Below are 20,920 nucleotides of genomic sequence, written 5' to 3'. Positions count from 1 at the left end.
ACGTAGATCAACCTGCAAATCCAGGGAGACCCTAACCTCCCGGCGCTCTCCGGCTTTAACCGCATAAACCGCTGCTTTCATTCATCAACGCCTCCCCCTCGTAAGGCAGGAAGGGTCCTTTGCGGCAAGCACAAAAAAACACACGCCCGGCCCTTCCCAGCCTCAGCGTGTGCTTCACACTTTTACAGATATTTGGTTAAATATTCCGGAATGTCCCGAAACTTTATGCTCCCGGCCGGCGTCTATTGTAACGTCAGCACAGTGAATCTTTACGAATACCGCATCTGGCTCTGAACCGTTCTCTTTCTTAGACAAAAGGAATCTTCCCCGCAGCCTGGGCATGCCGTAAATCGATGATTTCCGCGGTTGCTACGCCGTAACGGTCGTGCATATTCTCAGGCAGCAGAGCATGTCTCTCCACGTCCAGCAGCAGCGGCAAACGTGAAGACATGCGTTCCAGAATCCCCAGCGTATGATCTTCGGATCCCGCATCCAGAACACGAACCTGTATGCTGTCTTTATGGAACATCGCATACAGGGACAATGCCCGCATATACCATTCAATATGCTGCTCCTGATCGCATGTAATCAGAATATAACCTTTGGACGGCTTCTTCCCGGTTTGCGAATGCCTTCTATAGGCTCCGCGTACCGCCACGGCCGCCAGAACAAAAACAATTAATATTCCTATGAAATGGGCAATCATGGAGATGCCACCTCCCTTGATAGCGACAATATATGCCGTTACCAAAAGTCCGGTGACAAAACTACCGCTGATGCCCGCACATTCCTCAGGTGACACGGCGGTCGGCCTTAATGGCCATCACATTGCCATTAACGCCGCAGCCTGCTCTACCCGTTTACAGCAGTTCACTGCCGGACTACAGTGTAACCCAGCCGAATTTGATCGAATTGATGACAGCCTGGGTACGGTCGTCGACTTCCATCTTCTGCAGAATGCTGCTGACATGGTTTTTCACGGTTTTCTCACTAATGAACAAGTATTCCCCGATCATCTTGTTGCTCTTGCCTTCCGCCATCAGACGCAGCACTTCGGCTTCACGCCGGGTCAGCGGATTGTTATCCCCAGCCACAAACTTCACGCCGGCTTCCTTCGTATTGCCCTCTGCCATCGCACCTGCTTCATTCAGGAAGGTCATGCGGCGCAGCTGCTGAATCAGCTTCCCTGTTACCTTAGGGTGAATAAACGCATAACCTTCGTGTACGGATCGGATAGCGTTAATCAGCGACTCTGCCTCCATATCCTTCAGAAGATAGCCGTTGGCTCCCTTGCGAAGCGTCTCAAATACATAGCTCTCATCATCGTGAATCGACAAAATGATCACTTTGACGTCCGGGAACAGCTCGCGGAGCTTCTCGGTAGCCTCCACCCCGTTCTCGACCGGCATATTGATATCCATCAGCACGATGTCTGGTTTGATCTGATTGCAGAACTCCAGCACCTGGATGCCGTCTCCGCACTCACCGATGACCTCAATATCATCCTCCATGTTTAAAATACGCTTCAATCCTTCGCGGAACAGCTGATGATCGTCCGCCAGAAGAACTTTAATCGGTGTGCCGCCAGTCTCTCGGTTATCCATCCTGTTACTCCTTCCCTTTCTCCACGTTCGTTGGAATATGAATCACGATCTTCGTACCTTGATTTTCGGCCGATTCGATCTCCATTCTCCCCTCAAGCAGTTCGACTCTTTCCCTCATGCCGATCAGCCCGAAATGATTATTTTCTTTTCCCTTTTCGAATTGTTCAGGTTTGAAGCCCACCCCGTTATCCTGCACAACAATCTTCACGAGCTGCGCCTGGTATGTAATTTCCACCACGACATGGGTGGGGTGCGCATGCTTGGACGCATTGGTCAGGGCCTCCTGTACCAGACGGTAGATCGCAGCCTCCATGGCGGATGACAGACGATGCTCCTTGCCCCGGGTCTCGAATACAGCGCGTATCTTGGTTCTCTCCTCGAAGTCCTGCACATACTTGCGCAGTGTTGGAATCAGTCCCAGATCATCCAGTGCCATTGGACGCAGATTAAAAATAACCTTCCGCATCTCGGCCAGACTGGAACGCACCTGTCCCTTCAAGTCTACTATTTCGTCCTGTACCAGTCTAAATTCCTGCTTTACGAGCATTCTTTCTACAATTTCCGTCCTGAGCACTAAGTTGGCCAGCAGCTGAGCAGGACCATCATGAATCTCCCGGGAGATTCTCTTCCGCTCCTCTTCCTGGGCCAAAATAATTTTCAGACCGATTAATTGTCGATTTTTGGCATTTTCAATAATGCGTGATACCTGGCCAAGCTCACCTGACAAATATTCCAGCACGACGCCCATCTGCGAACCGACCGTTTCCGCACGCTCCACCGAAGCTTCTACATTGCGGGCCCGTTTCTGCAGATCGTCACGACGTGCCTTCAGATACATTTCCTTCTCGCGGTAAATCAGCAGATCGAGCTGAAGCTGGGTTGCTTTCTCGTAAGCCTGCTTGATATCTTCTTCCGAATAACGGACAAAATCCCGGCTGACTTCTGTCAGCCGGATCCGGGATTGACGGTATTTCAGCTCAAGCTGATCGACCTTCTCAATGGTCTCCGCCGTCTCCTGCAGCACAACCTGGAGCTCCTGATTCAGGGAAATCAGTTCTCCGCGTGCCGTGTCCAATATTTCAAACATCTGATATTTACTGCTCTCCATGACCTGGATCGTATTCTTGATGACTTTGTCTATGGCATCGGCTCGGTTGTCCACGAATTTTTCTACTCCATTCTAGCATTTCCGATATATATCATACCATATCATGATTGTATCGTTACGGTCTTCGTTTTTTGTTCCCATTTTACAGTGAATCCAAGCTGCTCGGATACCAATCTCAACGGGACCAAAGTCCTACCATTTACGATAATAGGGCTGACTTCTGTCGAAATCCGCTTGCCGTTCATAATCAGCTCCTTTTGGCCTACGGTCAGATCCAGCATTTTACTGCCGCGCCATACCGAGACACGCTGGTTCGCCGCATCCCAGGAAGCCTGTCCGCCGAACGCATCGAGTATATACTTGATCGGCACATATGTCGAGTTATTCCGGATGATCGGAGCGACATCGACCGGACTCTTCTGCCCGTTCATGACCATGGACTTCTGGCCAATCGCCATCAGCGCCGTTCCGGTAGGGAGCCCGGCATCACTGGATAGGGACGGCATATTGAAGCTGATATTGTCAAAAGCAACCGTCCCGCTCTTCGCCCGCTCATCCTGGCCCTCCTCCACGTTTACTACATACATGCGCTTCAGCTTGGCCGGATAGGTCAGACCGCTGCCGCTAAGATCGATATTCAATGTCTTCCAGCCGGTCCAGTCGATGACCTTGGCGAGGTCAACATAGACGGTTTTGCCTGCTGCATCGGTAAATTCCGCACGAAGCCAGTTCAGACTCTTGTCCCCCATGACATCCAGGGACATGGCCGCTGCCGGAGCACTCACCGCTTTGCCTGTGGTGCCGTTCAGTTGGGCGTACGCGTACATTTTGCCGCTGCCTGCCGTCATATTATATTGCAGCTCCAATACATTCGAAGCCGCATGGTCGCCGCTGCCCTTCTTCACCACTGCACTGCCGGTCACGCCTGCCGCATTGGTCGTAAAGCTGATCGGATAGCCTACATTCTCGAAATTCTCCCACTGCGTCTGGCCTCCCTTGGAAAGCACAACAACCGTACTGAAGCCGTCATAGCAGCCGATAGCGTAGCCGACTTGGGCCGATGGATTCACCGAATTGATGGTAAGCGTATTTCCCTGCACCGTGCCGCTAAGGCCGATGAACTGCCACTTCAGCGAGTCAGCCGGCAGCGCGATGGTCTGGCCGCTCTTCGTCTTGGCGGTAACCGGGATATTCAGCGAGGCCCCCGCTGTCAGTGCACCTGTGCCGCTGCCTGCCGTCAAGGAACTCAGCTGGCTGGCTCCCAGCACTTCCACCTTGATCGACGAGCGGGCCGAACCACTGGAGGCGGTAAGCGTTGCGGTACCCGGCTTCACGCCCGTGATCTTGCCGTTGCTGACGGCAATGATGCCGCTGTTGCTGGATGTCCAGCTTACATTTGCCCCACTGATATCATACGGGTTGTAGTAAGTGTCATAGCCTTTCAGCGCGTAGCTGCCCTGCTGACCGATCAGCAGTGTTTTGCTGCCGCTGACGGTAAAGCCTTTAAGCGTTCCCTTCGGCGCTTCTGTATAAATGCCCAGTCCGTTCACAATACTGCGCTGCTGGGTGCCATACTCCGTATCAAAGGTCAGCTGTGCCTGCTGTTCACCGAGCGGACGTGTAACCATCGTCGTAGAGCCGCCGCCATCGAGGTTCAGGCCTTTCCATACGCCAATGCTTACCATAAAATTCTGCAGCTCGCCCAGCGACATTCCACTGCTGTCCTCATTTTTCTGTGCCGCTATAACGTACGCATATTTGTTGTCACTGGAGTAACCAAGTGCAGTACGTGCACGGTATCCGCCAATGCTGGACACATCCCGGGAGTACGCCGATTTTTTGCCGTTATCGACCAGGATCGTATGTCCCCCGATCATCATCTGCAGATCTGCCGGATCGACCGCCTGCTGGGTAGACATCACCCGCAGCTGATAATCTGCCTTGATGGTGTCTCCGACTTTGAGATGGGTGTTCACAAAAGTGGCAGCCGTTCCATGCGTACGCAAAATATAACCGTCCTCCGGTATCGCCGAGCTAATCGTGCTGTTCTTGGCAATTTGCTTGACCACACCGTTCTGTACCAGTACTTCGGTTGGCGTAGTTGCGCTGTTTTTGGGACGATCCAGCGATTTCCATGCGGATGTATAGATATACATTTTGTTCACATGGCTGTAATTGCTGTCCCCGCTCTCCGGGGTGTAGGACGCTTTATTCATCCCTTCAATCGGAAAAGTCGCCCCGTCTGCAGCCGTTACATTTCCCTCGAAGGTAAACTGCTCGATCATCGGCTTACCGCTCTTAGTCACAGCAAAAGCATACATCCCCTTGATATCCGACGGGGTTGACATCAGCTCGCCATCCGAAACTTGTCCTCCGATTGGAGCGCCGTCCGCACTCGTATTAAAGTAATCTCCGTTCACACCGGCTACAGCTCCGGTCTCTAATGCCATGCCGCCCGTACTTTGCTTGGTCGTGAACTGCCCGTTCTTGCCTGTCATGACATCCAGCTTCACATACGGGTTCGTCAGATCCACCCGGATGACATCGGCCAGCGCTGTCGCTGTTTTGCCTGAACGTGTTGTTGTATATTTATACTTCATCAGGACAGCGCCCGAAGTCAGCACTTCTTCACCCAGCTTTACGGTCCCCAAGGCTGCCGCTTCGGCTGTCGAAATGCCCAGCGGCGTTCCTTGCCATACCGGACCCACCCCGATGGCCGGCCCTGCCAGCAGGACGCCTGCCAGGGAGACGGCTACCCATGTTTTACTCCGCTTCCATGCACCTGATGTTGTTTTCCCCTCATGTCCATTCATTGCTTCTTGCTCTCTCCCATCTCGTATATCGAACTTAGAATACCAAACTCCCGCCTATGGGAATCAATTCTAGTATACCTTCTCTCTTAAATAGACTAAGTTTATTAAGAAAAGTTACGCTTATGCGCAAAAGTAAAAGCCCTCCATCTCCAGATGAAGATGAAGGGCCTTATGATTTCGCCGGCTATTCCGCTATTGCAGATAACCGATTTTGCGCAGAACCCGCTGCAGCATAATGGCTGCCTGAGCACGAGTTGCCTTGCCTGCAGGCTGGAAGGTATTCACGGTGACACCGGAGATAATTCCGTTCTGCACCGCTTTCGCTACCGTATCCTGGGTCTGGATCGATTTCACATCCTTAAACTTGCCCAGAATGTTCGCAGGCGTGCTGCTCAAGACGGTCTGGTAGCCCGAGTAATTCATCGCACGTACCATCATGATCGCCATCTGCTCGCGGGTAATGTAGTTATCCGGCTTGAAGCTGCCGTCCACATAGCCTGTGATAATGCCCGCTTTGGCCACGGCACCAATATAGGCACTGCCCTGTGAGCTGGCAGAGATATCACTGAAGCGCTGGGCTGCCGTAGCTGTCTGTCCATCCAGGCCAAGGCCTTTGGCGAGATAGATGGCAAAGTCACGACGGGTGATATTCTGGTTCGGTGAGTAGTAGATTGCAGACGTACCGTCTATAATCATTCGGGAAGCCAGGTCACTGATCGCTGTACGAGCCCAGTGGCTGCTAACATCCAGGAAGGATCGGCTGCCTGTCACAATGGCAGCAATCGTGCTTCCCTGCATTTTGCCTTTAAGAATACTGTATCCTCCTGCATTACTGCTGGTTGCCGGAACATAAGTAATTGTATCTGTTGATAAGTCAAACCGCTCGATAGACGCGGCTGTCGTGCTGGACAGTTGACCTGTTCGCAGCATCGCTTCATAAGGTATTGTAAGATCCCCGGAGGATGAGCCATTTTTAGGCTGCACTTTCAGTGAAAGATCAACGGCCTGTGAATGGATTACTAATGCGTTGGCTGCCGTCTGCTGCGTAATTCCGCTATATTCGGAGCTCGCAAGACTTTCAATTTGCATCACCAGGTAGAGATCGGACAGACTGCGCTGCTGTGCTGTGGAGATCTCCGTAAACTTCAAATCTTTTAATGCAATCATCATCAGCGTATTACCGTACACGATACCTATAGACGTTTTGTTATCATGCCCGTAAGCATTCTGCAGCACAGTCATTGGCACCTCAACAGAGGCGGTTGGCTGTGCAGTGGGCACCTTAAAGATTAGCCCATGCTCCATATTATTCTGGGTGATGACGTAATTGTAAGCCGTGTTCAGCTTATCCCCATCAATAGTGTAACGTTGCGTCGTCTTGCCCCGGTGCGACACATCCGAAGACAACGCTGCGGTTTCCAGTTTCATCGTCATCAGCGGGCGGTTGAATTCGGTAACACCCAGAATTTCAAGATAAGATGGCTGTGAGCCAATGGATCCTGAGTTACCCGTGGTACTGCCCTGGTTCTGCAGGAGTACTCCCGAGAAGGTACCCAGATTGCTCCCTGTGCTTTCTTTGATTGGTGTACTTCCCGGTGTATAGGACACTTCGACCTTTGCACTCGCAGCAACAGGCTGAGCCAGCTTTAGCGTGATTACACTGCCGCTTACCGTTCCAGACTGTACGGTCTGTGCTGTACCATCCGCCTTAACTATGAACTGGCCCGTTGTCACTGAAGATTGGGTTTGCAGCGTTTTGTTAAAAGTCAATGAGATTCCGTTGTCTTTTACCGTGCCTGATGTCAGTCCGACAGCCGCACCATTGGAGATGGTGATCGGTACCAGATTCAAATAGCCTGCCATATTGCCGTTCAAGTCGGTAAAGCCTGAACTTCCTGGCACATAAGATACCGTTGCATCGACCGTCGGAGACAGGGAAGACGCCAGCGTTAATTTTATCGTGTTCGACTTAATCTCCATCGCTGTCACATAATCAGGTGTAGACCCGGACAAAACAGAGAATTGGTTCTTTGCAGGAAGTCTGTCTTCTCGCAGCGCTTCATTGTATGTGAGCAGAACCGTGCTGCCGGTGGCCTCTGCTTTTTCAAGTACAGGCGGCTTGGAATCCAGCGTATTCCGGACAAAAAAATCGGTGAATGCCGATACATTTTGCCCTCGGAGATCCTGAAGCGGATAGGAACCCGGCGCATACGAGAGCTTGACGACCTGACCGTCTGTCACACCGCGGGACAGGTTGAGGGTCAGGTAAGAGCCATTCCAGTACAGGCTGTTTACACCGATCCCCGAACCGTCTGCCGTTACCTGAAATTGACTATAAGCCGATGTGGACGGTGTTTTAATCGTATCGTTAAAATAAACAATGAGGCTGTTCGTATATACGGTCGCCTCTCTCGGTTTAGGAAGAGCCGTGTCCATGCCATTGACAACTTCAATCAATCCGAAGGATGCTGCAGAATTCCCTGCATAATCCCGGATGGGCCGTGTGCCTGCCGAGTAACTGAGTCTTACATTTTGTCCAACTGCAACCCCTGTTGACAGAACCACATATACATTGGAACCGGAGATCCAGACACTGCTAACAGCTCGGGTATCCCCATTGACGGTAGCCGAAAAACTTGTAATCAGAGGTACCATCGAACTGTCTATAGCCTCGTTATACTGCAGCCGGATGGTGTCATTGGTATACATTTGCGTGCTCTGCAGCACGGGAGCGGTTGTATCAGCTATAGCTGTACTAAAACTCCACTGCATTGCCGGAGACCACATATCGCTGTTGGATGCATCCAGAAATGCTCCCGTACCAGCCGTCAATGTGTACGTGGAGTTGGCCTCTAATAGGGACGCCGGGTGGATAACGGCTTTTGCTGCATTGATACTAACTGTAATTGCCGTATCTGCTGAGGCCCCTACCTTGCGAAGGCTGATACTTCCTGTCCCACGCTGAATACTGCGGTTATACGTCATCGTCAAATCTGAACTGATTGGAACGGATGAACTTCCCGCAGCTGGTGAAAGAGAAGAGAGTGTTAACGCACTCGTATTGGCCGCCGTTGTAAAACTCCAGGATAAGGTCTGATTGGAGCGCGGGAACAGGTTCCCATCCGTATCTGTCAGCGTTCCATCCGGTATACTAACCAGATAGCGGGTATTATAGGCAAGAGTTGCTGCCGGTTTGATCGAAATAACTGAAGTGCCGCCACCAGTTACTTTGGAGGAAGTCACCGGAATGTCTTCCACTACGGTTCCATCGCTTTTGCTCACCCGGATGGTGCCGCTTTTCAGAGTAACATTGCGGTCAAAGGTTAATTTAAGCGTCGGCGTCAATGTCGAACTGCTGCCGCCGTTAGCAGGCTGCAGTGCTGTCAGCTTAACGGCATCTCCCTGCGTCGAGAACAGCCAGTCATCCCCTTCGATGTACCCTGCAAACAATGAGCCGTCCTCACCGAGGATAGTCCCTTTATCGATCAGTACATAATAGGTCGTATTTGCTGTAAATGCAGGATGCGTAATTGTCAGATCGCTCCCGCTTATTGAAGCTACAGAGGAACCGGAACCTGCACTTGTCCCACTGCCTGTTGTGTTATCTACATTAATTTTAGCAACCTCTGCATTGTTGGACAGCTGCTTAATAGAGATTGTACCCTTTCCGAGGGCAATATTTTTGTTAAAAGACAGCTTCAATTGCTGTCCAACAGGGACGCTTCGTTGGTTCAGAGCGGGAAGCAGCGTCTCAGCCTGGAGAGGGGCCGCTGTTGAGAATGACCATTGAGCGGCTGTCCATGCGTCTGACTCATTTCCCGACAGGTCCAGAAAGGCTCCCTTGTTTACGCCTACCTGGTAGTCCCAACCGTACTTTAGCGTATCCTGCAGGCTGATGTTGACAGTGTAAGTTTTCGTTCCATTCGTATCTACTGCCTCTGTGGCTGTGCCTGTCACCTGGTCTCCAGGAATGTCCAGATTGGCTACATTCGTAAAGGCGGAACCACTGCCGCTGGCACGCCCCATGATTGTAATACTTCCTTTACCTGTCTCTACAGGCTCATTGAACGTAAGCTGAAGTTTGGCATTCTCAGGCAGCACATTGGAGGTCTTATCTACAGGTGCCTGTTTAAGTAACTGCGGCGCTTCCGTGTCGGCCCCGGATCCATTCCCCACCGTCGTGAAATTCCATTGGTCTTTATTCGATAAGCCATCCCATATGTATGCATTTGACGCAGGCTTTAACAGCTCTTTGTCGATCGTTATGTAGTATTTCGTATCTGGCTCCAGGCTATTTATCGGGCCTGCATGACCTTGGCCTCCTTGTCCTTGGGCCTGAGCTATAACCAGCTTCTTCCCATTATTCTGCAGCTCCATGCTGCTGCCCAGAATTCGGGCCTGCTCGGTATTATCACTATATTTACGGATGGAGACTCCATAACTCCCGCTTGTCACTAACTCGACCGGCTGACCCAGTGTTACAGAGATATCCGGTGATATCGGAGTGCTGCTATAGCCGCTCGCGGGGAATAAATTGGATGCTTGTACGGCCGTCTGTACTGCAGCTTCTGCGTACGTCGGACCTGGCAGCAGGGCTGTTCCACCCCATAATTCAGTAGTCAGCATCAGCGACAGCGCAATCGCTATGCTTCTGGTTGTCCTCTTCTTATTCCATTTCATGATCATGTAAGAATCCCTCCTGTGCTTCCCTTTAACCTATATCGTTATTGAATGATTTCACATTATCGATTTCATATTATGGATAGGCATATTTTTCTGACAAACAGAAAATACACCTCTTCTTTATGTCGGCTCTCCAGGTCCAAATCATTAGGAAATTACCGGAAAATGTATTCGAAAGCATGACAAAAAAGCCGATTCTGATGTCAGAAATCGGCTTGAATCAGCATATATATAATTACTTTACTAATGACTTATACAATCGATTAACACTTACAGACCCGCTTGGGATCTCAGCATGTCTGCTTTGTCCACCTGTTCCCAAGGGAGCTCCAGGTCAGTACGGCCAAAGTGACCGTAAGCAGCAGTCTGCTTGTAAATCGGACGGCGTAAATCCAGCATACGGATAATTCCGGCAGGACGAAGGTCGAAGTTATTGCGGACCAGCTCGACCAGCTTCTCTTCTTTTACCTTACCCGTACCATAAGTATCTACGTTAATAGACACCGGTGTAGCTACACCAATCGCATAAGCCAGCTGAATTTCACATTTGTCAGCGAGACCAGCGGCAACGATATTCTTCGCCACATAACGGGCAGCATAGGCTGCGGAACGGTCAACTTTCGTCGGATCCTTACCGGAAAAAGCACCGCCGCCATGACGCGCATAACCGCCATATGTATCGACGATGATCTTTCGTCCAGTCAGACCGGCATCCCCTTGAGGTCCGCCAATAACAAAACGGCCTGTAGGATTGATATAATACTTGGTTTCGCTATCCAGCAACTCTGCAGGGACTACAGGCAAAATAACATGCTCTTTGATATCCTTCTGGATTTGCTCCAGTGTAATATCTTCACCATGCTGAGTAGACACGACGATCGTATCGATGCGAACCGGCTTGCCGTCCTCATCGTATTCTACCGTTACTTGTGTCTTACCATCGGGACGAAGGTATTCCAGTGTTCCGTTCTTGCGTACTTCCGCCAGTCGACGGGCGATACGGTGTGATGTAGCAATCGGCAGCGGCATCAGTTCAGGTGTCTCATTGGTTGCGAAACCAAACATCAGACCCTGATCACCAGCACCAATGTTCTCTGTTTCTCTCGCCATTTCTTCCGGATTCCGGTTCTCCAGGGCAGCATTAACCCCCTGCGCGATATCCGGCGATTGCTCGTTCAGCGACGTGAGCACAGCCATTGTATTAAAATCAAAACCGAATTTCGCACGAGTATAGCCGATATCCTTCACCGTATTGCGTACAATCGCAGGAATATCCACATAATCTGCAGAGCTGCTGATCTCTCCGATCACAAGCACCAGACCAGTCGCTACAGATACTTCGCAGGCTACACGGGCGTTGGGATCTACCGCCAAAAAGGCATCCAGCACCGCATCCGAAATCTGGTCACAAATTTTATCCGGATGTCCTTCTGTAACGGACTCCGACGTAAATAAGTGACGTCCTTTAATAGACATGGAATCAAACCCCCTTAAACAAAAAATGAACCTTTTCCCATTGGAAAAGGTTGCGTACAATCCTCAAAGGTCATCTTATCGCATTTGTCAATCGGTGTCAATTGGTGGAATCTTCACATGAAGATGCAAAATCCCTTGAAGAATCAGGGAATAAGAGCTGTTATCTTAGGACAAAAAGGCTTTCTCCGCCTGAGCAATCAGACGCTTCGTCATCTCGCCGCCAACCGAACCATTCTCTCTCGACGTACGGTAAGCCCCAAGTCCGCTGGAGCCTTGTCCTACCTGACCCAGTTCACCTGCAAATTCGGTATCCGCGCCATATCCACCGCTTGTATAACCAAATTCAGCTGCGATCTCATACTTCATCTGATTCAGCATTTCCCGGCTTTCCGGTACCAGCTTCCGGTTACTCCGACTGTTGTTACGTGCCATCTCCTATGCACCTCCTGTAATTATTGTACAAGAATATTGTGCATCGGCATGGCGGGGGATAATCTGATGAATTGTTGGTTGGCTTGGCACAAATTATTGAATCGTATATCCACCGCGAACCATAACGACCAGCCCATATTTTTGCCCATCCTGTGTGGTTATACCCCGGCCTTCTCTTGGGAATAATAACAGATGGTTAGTGTAAATGGCAGTTCCGTCCGTCAGGTCCTGTCCACCAGTCAGATCGGCAACACCGTTCGCCGCATCACTGATGATGACCGCTTTACCCGCACGTACGATAAACTCCGCTCCAGAAGCGGCCATTAGTTTTTGGCCGGGTTTAACATCTACAATTTTGTAGGATGTATCCGCAGGTGCAGCTGGAGTAGTGCTTGGTGTGGATGGTGTCGTTGTTGATGGCGTAGAAGGTGTTTTACCAGACAGTGCATTTTGGATTTGTTGGTCTACGTAGCTTTTGGTTACGACGGGGTCATCGGCCGTGCCGGGTTGGGATGTTGCGGTGGCAGCGAATGCTGAATTATTACAAAAAAGCAAAAAGGTAAACAAGCAAAATGTCTTAAATTTCAAATTTCTCACTCTTACCTCCATAACTTTTATAAAATCAAAAAGAGAGAGAGGATATCCTCTCTCTCTTCGTAAGATGCTAAATTAGCTAGCTGTTACTGTTACGGTAGCAATTGCGCCCGCAGGTGTTACAACACCAGTTGTTGCATCAGTTTTAGATTTCACACGTACTTGGTATGTGCCAGCAGTTAATCCAGTAATCGGATCACCAGTTACAGCTGTCCAAGTGCCTGTGCTTCCTTTGTACTCCATAGTAGTATCTACTCCAGAGATCTCTTCAACTCCACCAGTTACAGCTGGAGCTGCAGTACCAACAACATCTGCAGAAACTGCGTCAGAATCAGCAATTGTGTTACCAGCTTTATCTGCTACATATTTTGCATTTTTAACGGTTACTTTATAATCAGTAGTTGCAGTTCTTGTAGCAGAATCTTTCAGAGTAATTTCGACTGATTTATTACCAGTACCAAGGGCAACAGTATAATCAGTTGTAGGATCCAATTCTTTCAAATCGGAAGTACGAACTACTTTAAAGTCAGTTGCTGCATATGGAGACAATGTATCCAGGACTTCGGAGAATGGTACAACAATTGTTTCTCCACCTGTTACGGTATAAACACCACTTGCAGGCAATACTGCTTCTGGAGCAACAGAATCAATCAGTTTAGCTACTGTAACAGTATCATTTCCAGTATTAGCCAGGTTGCCAGCTGCTGTTACTAGCTTAGAATACTCAACAGTCAGACTAAGGTTAGCAGCATCAGTACCAAGAGAATTTTTGAAGTGAACAGTTGCAACAGAAGAACTGTCAACATCAACATAGTCTACTTGCTCTACGCCACCAATTTTGTAGGAGAAAGCTCCAGTTTGTGCTTCAAGAATTGGTGCAGAGAATTTAACTTTAACTGTTTTATTGTCCACCAATTCAGCTACTGCAGTAGAGCCTGTTTTGTAAGGAGCAAGGGCAACAGTTGTGTTAGTAGTCAGGCTAACTGTATTTCCAGTCATGGAAGTGAAGTTAGACAAAAGGTTTCCTGCAAGGTCTTTAACACCTAATACAGTTACAGCAGAAACATTAGCATTAACTGCGGAAGCACCAGATGCGAAAACAACGTCTTTGTTGTTGAAAGTTTCTGCAAAAGTAATTGCTACTGCTTTGCCATCTTGAAGAACATCAAAAGTAGCAAGAGCCGGAGTCAATGGAACAGTCGCATTATTAACGGTTGCGTAGTAGTTAGCATAATTCGTAAGAGTTTCAACATTCATTTTCTCGCTGAATGCAATAACTACACGACGATCCGTTGCACTTACAATCTTGGAGTCGAGGGCTGGAGCAGTTGTATCACCAACTGTTACAGTACCGTTGAAGTCCAGCATTGTGTTTTGCAGTTTTGTTGTATCTTTAATGTTACGAACTGCAACATTATTAGAACCAGTAGAGAGATCAGAGTAAAGACTGATCAAGATGGATTTAGAGTCAGACGGATCAACAGCGCCGCCTCTCACAGAAATAGCTTTTCCATCCTTGTTAGTTACTGTGTAGTTACCAGCAGCAGATACGCTAGATGGCAATACTTCTTTGTTGAAAGTTACTTTAACAGTGCGAGCATCAGGAGCACTAATTCTAGTAACTTCCGGACGAGTTTGATCAATTGTAGGATTAACTACAAAAGAAGTATTGGATGCAATTGTGTTACCGGAGTAATCTTTAACGCCAGTAACAAAAATTGTAACTGCTCCTGTTGGCAGAGAGTTAGACCCAGCACCAAATACGAATTTGTACTTGTTATCAGCCAATTTCACTGGAGTACCAGCAGTTGCTGTTTTCTTAGAAGTACCGGACATCCAGTAAACATTTGAACCCGAGATAGTTGCAGGATCTACAACCTCAGAGAAAGTAACTGTAACACTTTCCAAAGTCGCAGAAGATTCAGTAATTGTAGGAGCTGCTGTATCTTCAACTACTGTGAAATCGAATGTTTTGGCAAGAGCCACGAAACCTGCATAATCTTTCACTTGGGAAGCAGTCAATTGGTGTGCGCCAACAGAAAGCGTGCCAGAAGTGTAAGGAGTCAGAATCGCGGAACGGTTATTAGCACCCATATCTACTTTACCGTAGAACGCTTTTCCATCCAGAGTAAAGTTGGATTGTGCCAAACCATTAACTGGCTCGCTGAAAACAACCTTAACAGATTTTGTTCCCAGAGATTGAACAGATTCAACTACTGGCAATGTGTTATCCACTGTAGTGAATTCCACATTGTTAGCACTGATTGTTGCAGAACCGGCTTTAACACCAGCTACGCTAAGTGCATCAGCTTTATTGTTGTTAAGAGTACCTTGAAGCGTCAAAGTAACTGTTTTAGCATCAGCGCTCAATGCAGCACCAGTGATCACTTTACCGGATCTCAGAGTGTAGTTAGAAACCTCTTCTGCAGTATCTTGATCAACTTTACCGTTGAATGCTACTGTGATTTCTTTCAGGTTGTTAGCATACACAGATTGAACAGCTGTAGCATCAGTTACAACATAAGTTACGCTCTCAGTGTAGTCAAAACCTTTATACTTGAATTGAACTTGTTGAGCAACGTTAGCTGGCAGTGCAGTAGTCAGATCTACTTTCACTGTTTGGCCGTCAGCCAGTGTGAAGACAACAGTTTTACCGTTGTTTTGAACTTCATATTTGCTTACAGCTGGTTTTTGGCTAGCTTGGTCGATTGCATAAGCAGCGTTTACTGCCAGCTCACGAGTAGCGTTAGCTTTGAAGTTAGCGTTAGCGGAGATGTAACCAGCGTTGATTGCTGCTTGTACATAACCTTTCGCCCATGTGGATGCACTGTTGTCAGCGTTCGTAGGAACGTCGAGTTTCAATGCGATGGACAGTACTTTCGCCATTTCTTCGATGGTTACTTTACCGTTGAAGTCGAAGATTTTCTTAACGTTGTCTTTACCAGTCATGATACCGGCAGCGTTAACAGCTTCGATGTACGGAGCAGCCCAGTTCTTAGCGTTGTAGTTCTTGTCTTTGAACGTGTAAACGCCAGTAACTTCTTTCAGGCCCAAAGTTTTAACGATGATTTTCGCGAACTCAGCGCGAGTCAGTTCTCTGTCCAGTCCAGCGGATCCATCTTGATAACCAGTCAGGATACCTTTTGCTTTCAGAGCGTCGAATTTAGCTTGTGGTGTAGTCGCAGTATCACCAAATGCTACAGATGCAAACATGGAGAATGCCATTGCTGTAGACAGAGCGACAGTCAAAATTTTCTTCATAACCTTTTTTTCTCCTCCTTGAACGTTCGATACATAAGTATTGTCTGTAGTGTGGTAGCTCTTATCACTCATTAGTAAGTGCACCCCCTTTCCAGAGTATGTTGAGCAAGCTTCCTATAAATGATGTCTGTGACGGGTATCACAGAAACTTTATACCAATCATGTGACGGAAAAATAGAGTAGTTTCCTAATCCTACCTCCCGTATTATACAATGGGTCCCAAGTGGCGTAAAGAGAAATTTTTCTAATAATAAGACAAGTTTCACCATCAGGGCAATCTTGGGTAACTCCATCGCTTCATAACGTACAACATCTTAAACGCAGCAGGTTCCGAAAAGTTGCGATGATTTAGAAAAAAATTCTTTTTCTATTCTCAACCAGGATATGTATTGGTTCCATTACAACATTTTAGTAAACTTGGCTGCCTTCGGAAACAGTATATCATGGCTGGAAACACAGCGTCATTAAGCAACTTTTGCTAATTTCTTAACCAGGATTTACCTGACATAAACATGTGAACAAAAAAAGACACCGGCTCTCCGGTGTCTCTATCCTATGATATTAAAATTGCAATTTAGCGGATCTTCATCGCCAGCTCAATCACTTGAGCACGTACGGCAGGATCATTGTTAATGTTCTCGTACATCGTATCGATCGCATCGCGGTTGTCACGATATGTCTTCTCATGTTTGATTGTGGCGTGGGACCATTCAATGAGTTCATTCTCCGCCAATACCAGGTCGTTATAAGCATCATGGAAGCCAGTCTCCATCACAAGACCTTCCATCACCTCTTGCGAGATCTCTGTCGTCTTGCGTGTATCTTCTATCTTCTTCTCCATTACCTTGGCTCTATTCTCAAAGTTTACTTTTGCTTTGGAATATCTCAGCTGCGCCTTTGAATACATCGGTTTCATTAGATACCCTTCACCCTTTAAATAATGTGTATTTTCCCCATTGTAACGTAAAGCGTTTCAAATTACAAAATTAGTTATTGGAAATAACTCATAAAAGAACGGGAAAGTCCCTTATATGAAGGAACTTTCCCGTTTTTGTGTAACTTACAGCTTCTTCAGTTTAGTCATGATGGCCTTGGAGATCGTTGCTGCCTCTGCACGAGTCAGAGAAGCCTGCGGATCGAAGCGGTATGTCGGCTTCTTCTGGCCTGCGGCCAGTGTGTTCTGCTTACCATTCATGATTTTCGCTTTGGTCACAGCCAGAATGGCCGGAACAGAATAGTTGGAAGCAATTGTTCCTGTATCTGTAAAGCTCTTCTGCAACGAAGGAAGGTCCTTCTCGATCGTGCCCAGCTTCAAATTCATCGCACGGGCAATCATGCTCGCGGCTTCTTCCCGTGTCAGAGACAAGGTCGGTCTGAACAGCTTAGGACCGACACCGCGAATGATCCCTTTGCGTGCTGCAGTCTCAATGTAACGGTAATCCCATGTCGTCGTTATCGTTGTACCCACGTCGTCAAAGAGCAGTTTGTTGGAATCCGTATCATAATCCAGAGGGATATCCAGCATCTTAACCAGCATGGTCGCGAATTCACCACGGCTTACGGAGTCATAGACACCAAACTCGTTCGCATTTTTGCTGCCCATGATCCCTTTGGCCATCATCAGCTCAATATCGTTACGTGCTGTTGGGTGGGCCACGACATCATCATAGCTGTAGCGCAGGCTCATAACGGTATAATAACCGAATCCTTTGAATGGAGCTGTCACGGTCTTCTTGCCTGTGTTAATAACACCACCAAGGTTAACCCAGCCGTTGTTCATTGGATTGTACCACCATACGCCCAGATTGCTGCTGCTTGCATTCACGATGTTGCTGTCGTATTGAACTGCAATCGTACCATTCTGGGTTGGCTCAAGCCATTCTGTCCCCAGACGGTTATAGAATTTGTATCCAGCCTGGTTAGGCAGTTTATTATAGTTACCGGTCGTACCATAAGGATTATCGGCAGGGATCAGGTTGTAATCCTCAATGTTGGACGAGCTCTTGAAATAGCCTGCGTCAATCCAATACAGTTCGGAAGCGAAGCCGTAATGGCTTTGCGGGTTCAAACGGAGTGCCGCATCTGTATCTGTAGCCAGCGGCAGCAGGTTTCCATCCTGATATTCGCTGTCTTCTTTATAACCAATCCGGTTGTAAGCCTTGATTGTTCTGCCATCCAGCTTGTTAGCAATACCGAACAACACATTCTGGCTGTCAAAAATATTTACGGTTTGCGGAACATCGGTTGGATTCTTCTTAGCCGGACGCAGAAGCGTATTCTTAGGCAATGTAAGGCTCACCTTACCGCCAAACACATTTGCTTTACCTGAAGAAGTCAGAAGTGTTTTATACTGTGCCCCTTCACTGGCTTCTGCAGAGTAATTGACGACGAATTGCCCTTGTGTCTTCATTGTACCTTGGGTCACTGTGAACTTAATGGTGTTATTGCCGGCTTTGAGCCCGCCAACCTCCAGACGGAAAATATCGGAGTCCGGATCGGCTTTCACTGCAGGTGTTTTACCGATAATAACCGAGTCTGCCCCTTCTGCCTGGATACTTACGTTTACAAAGTTCTGCTTAATTACACTTTCGTTCGGCAGTTTCGGAGACAGGATGATATACGGAGGAATCTCCCGTGTTACGGTTACCGTCTTGCTGACCACAGTCGTGCCCTGCGTGGCCTGAACGATTACAGTCTGATCACCGGTTTGCGGCAAAGCTATTTTGGAGAACTTGAAGATCCACTCCGTGCCATTACGAGTAATCGCGTAATCGGAGAGCGCCAGATTCTCTTTAAGCTTACCGCCCTCTAAGTTGAACGTATCATTCGCGAAGTTAAAGCTTGCAAACAAATCGCCGTTAGACAGTTTCACCTGAACCGAATTCGGATTCGTTACACCGAACTGAATGGCCATGGTCTTCTCATTCGTTGAATATGCGGTATCCGCAGTTTGCTTGAACACTTTATCCGGGTCAACCAGGTTTGGATAAGTGCTTGTTGGGTAAGGAACGATACTGCTGATAGATGCCGTGTTGCTGGAGAAATACATAACCGTTAATGTGGTGGAGACGGTTCTGCCGCCTGATATACCAGCAACCGTAATGGTATTAGGCCCGGGCAGCAGTTCAGTAATTGCCGAGCTGAACGTACCATCTGCTGCAGCTGTTACTGTTTTCTTCGCACCGTTAAAAGTAATGTCTAATGAAGGCGTATCAACATCAAAGTTATAGACTTTACCCTTAATTTCCGTCAGCCCATTTGCCGCATTAAACACCTGATTATTGCTGACATTCTGAACTTCAATAAAAGGTGCGGACAGGAACGTAATCGGAATAACACGCTGATCTGATCCGTTGCTGACATCAATAATCAGATTTTGAGCACCTGTCGGCAAGCTTGTGATCTTAATTAATTTGGAGGTATCTGACTCAGTAACTGTCTGAGCAACCACGCTTGCATTGGTAGCACTGGACTTCACAGTTACATTTCCCGGATTGTTCGTAACTACTTTCAGCCATAAAGGCAGTTCAAAGAGCGTACCGTCCCCTGTTGGAAATGATGAAGTAGTGTAAGTGCTGCCTGTCCCCGTATAGTTATAAATCTGGTACACACCAGTAATGGTTGGTGATGCAGCATTTCTATAGCGGAAAGTATACGTATTGGTGTCCGGTCCCATTGATTGCAGACCATACGTCGCCTGCAAACGCAGCGTGTACTGGCCATTAGTAGACAAGGTGTACGCATTGGCAGATGTGAAATCAAAGGTTGCCGTACCGTCACCAAGTACTTTATTCGATACCACTGCAGCATCCGTAAAGACCGTAGTTCCTGCAGAATCGACAACGGTCAAGTTAAGAACAGGAAGCTCGGTTGAATCAACGGCTGTTCCGTCTGCATTTGTCGGACTAAATACAAGGTGACCTGTAAATTTGCCACTCGCATCTCCGCTGGCAGGGCTGACTACGACAGAGGAGCCCTCCAGACTGTAGGTACCCAGTTTTACATCGTAAGCTGTACCTACACTTGGATAATAAACGACTTCGCGTGTCTCTACGATTTTACTAGTTCCCGAAGAGATGACGAACACCAGCTCATTCGAACCCGGCGTCAGCTCTATTCCCGAGGAATAGAACATGTTAGAGCCGCCATTGAACATAAGGTTGTTGTTGACGGTTACACTCTCCGTGGCGGAAGTTGCCTGCAAGGTTACAGAGATGGTTTTATTTTTGACAATAAGCGGAGTATCTTTGATAAGCGCGCGACCGTCTGCGACTTTGATATCGTATGAAGCCGGCACTGCCTGATATTTCACGTATGCATATCTTTCTACCTGGTTAGAGCTCGTGGTTGTACCTGAGATGGTGATCCGGTTCAAACCCGGTTGAACTTTAACATTGGTAAAGTGAAAGTTCGTCTCATCATAGTTAGGCTTGATATCATTACCGTCGGTATACTTGTCGTCTTCAATTTTGCCGGAAGAGGCCATTAATGCGCTCTTATAACGAATGGAGCTGGCTACAACGCCATTGTACGTTCCATCGATTTTTTTGATCGTATCTGAAGTAACCACCGTAGGTGAAGCTTGGTCCGTGCTCAAGTTGTCTAAATGAAAATATGAAGCTCCTGTGTCGGTGTCGGCTGCATGGACTGCACCGGCAGGAAGGATCGATGCAATTAACGTCAGTATAAGCATAAAACTTACAATAGACTGAAGTCTAAATTTCTTGTTCACGCGTGAACCTCCTTAAAATAGTTGGAATGGGTACTGGCAAAGAGTGAATCCATTCCGAATGGTGTCGGTCTTGCCTCCTCTCGGCTCAACTTTTCAGCTTTATGAATGTTATCGGCAGGAACTGCGCTTATTTTTAGAACATATGTAAATTGGTAAAAAAGCCCTATCTCTTAATAGAGATAGGGCTTGTCATAGTTAAATATATAATGGCATGTGC

11 protein-coding genes are annotated in these 20,920 nt (G+C 47.9%); all 11 read right to left on the bottom strand.

Features of this window, described 5'->3' with window-relative positions; all coding sequences use genetic code 11:
• Positions 1-307 precede the first annotated feature (307 nt).
• The 11 genes from Q5741_RS09010 to Q5741_RS08960 all read right to left on the bottom strand — a co-directional run bounded on the left by Q5741_RS09010 (position 308) and on the right by Q5741_RS08960 (position 20,703).
• Positions 308-706: a hypothetical protein gene (locus Q5741_RS09010; protein WP_305023734.1), complete on the bottom strand. Its 399-nt coding sequence runs from the start codon at positions 704-706 to the stop codon at positions 308-310.
• 175 nt (positions 707-881) lie between these two features.
• Positions 882-1,604 (bottom strand): response regulator, encoded by a 723-nt coding sequence (locus tag Q5741_RS09005; RefSeq protein ID WP_305023733.1) that lies wholly within the window; start codon positions 1,602-1,604, stop codon positions 882-884.
• A 4-nt stretch (positions 1,605-1,608) separates the two neighbouring features.
• The gene (locus Q5741_RS09000; RefSeq protein ID WP_305023732.1) at positions 1,609-2,766 is read right to left on the bottom strand and encodes a sensor histidine kinase; all 1,158 of its coding nucleotides are present in this window, start codon (positions 2,764-2,766) and stop codon (positions 1,609-1,611) included.
• 47 nt (positions 2,767-2,813) lie between these two features.
• Positions 2,814-5,525, bottom strand: a complete 2,712-nt coding sequence (locus tag Q5741_RS08995) for a stalk domain-containing protein (protein WP_305023731.1) — start codon at positions 5,523-5,525, stop codon at positions 2,814-2,816.
• Between the two features lie 192 nt (positions 5,526-5,717).
• Complete coding sequence (locus tag Q5741_RS08990; protein WP_305023730.1) at positions 5,718-10,211, bottom strand: Ig-like domain-containing protein; 4,494 nt, start codon at positions 10,209-10,211, stop codon at positions 5,718-5,720.
• A gap of 267 nt (positions 10,212-10,478) precedes the next feature.
• The gene (metK, locus tag Q5741_RS08985; protein ID WP_305023729.1) at positions 10,479-11,684 is read right to left on the bottom strand and encodes a methionine adenosyltransferase; all 1,206 of its coding nucleotides are present in this window, start codon (positions 11,682-11,684) and stop codon (positions 10,479-10,481) included.
• A gap of 165 nt (positions 11,685-11,849) precedes the next feature.
• Positions 11,850-12,116 carry an alpha/beta-type small acid-soluble spore protein gene (locus tag Q5741_RS08980; protein ID WP_305023728.1) on the bottom strand — a complete coding sequence of 89 codons (267 nt, stop codon included), beginning with the start codon at positions 12,114-12,116 and terminating at the stop codon, positions 11,850-11,852.
• A gap of 93 nt (positions 12,117-12,209) precedes the next feature.
• Positions 12,210-12,683 (bottom strand): hypothetical protein, encoded by a 474-nt coding sequence (locus Q5741_RS08975; protein ID WP_305023727.1) that lies wholly within the window; start codon positions 12,681-12,683, stop codon positions 12,210-12,212.
• A 102-nt stretch (positions 12,684-12,785) separates the two neighbouring features.
• Entirely contained in the window at positions 12,786-16,043 is a 3,258-nt protein-coding gene (locus tag Q5741_RS08970) for an S-layer homology domain-containing protein (RefSeq protein WP_305023726.1), read from the bottom strand.
• A 502-nt stretch (positions 16,044-16,545) separates the two neighbouring features.
• On the bottom strand, positions 16,546-16,887 hold the full coding sequence (locus tag Q5741_RS08965) for a hypothetical protein (protein WP_305023725.1): 342 nt from the start codon (positions 16,885-16,887) through the stop codon (positions 16,546-16,548).
• Between the two features lie 144 nt (positions 16,888-17,031).
• Complete coding sequence (locus Q5741_RS08960; protein WP_305023724.1) at positions 17,032-20,703, bottom strand: S-layer homology domain-containing protein; 3,672 nt, start codon at positions 20,701-20,703, stop codon at positions 17,032-17,034.
• Between the last annotated feature and the right edge of the window lie 217 nt (positions 20,704-20,920).

This window comes from Paenibacillus lacisoli, from assembly GCF_030580655.1.
Classification (GTDB): domain Bacteria; phylum Bacillota; class Bacilli; order Paenibacillales; family Paenibacillaceae; genus Paenibacillus; species Paenibacillus lacisoli.
The sequence above is the reverse complement of the archived record's forward strand: the minus strand, read 5'-3'. Positions and strand labels throughout refer to the sequence as shown.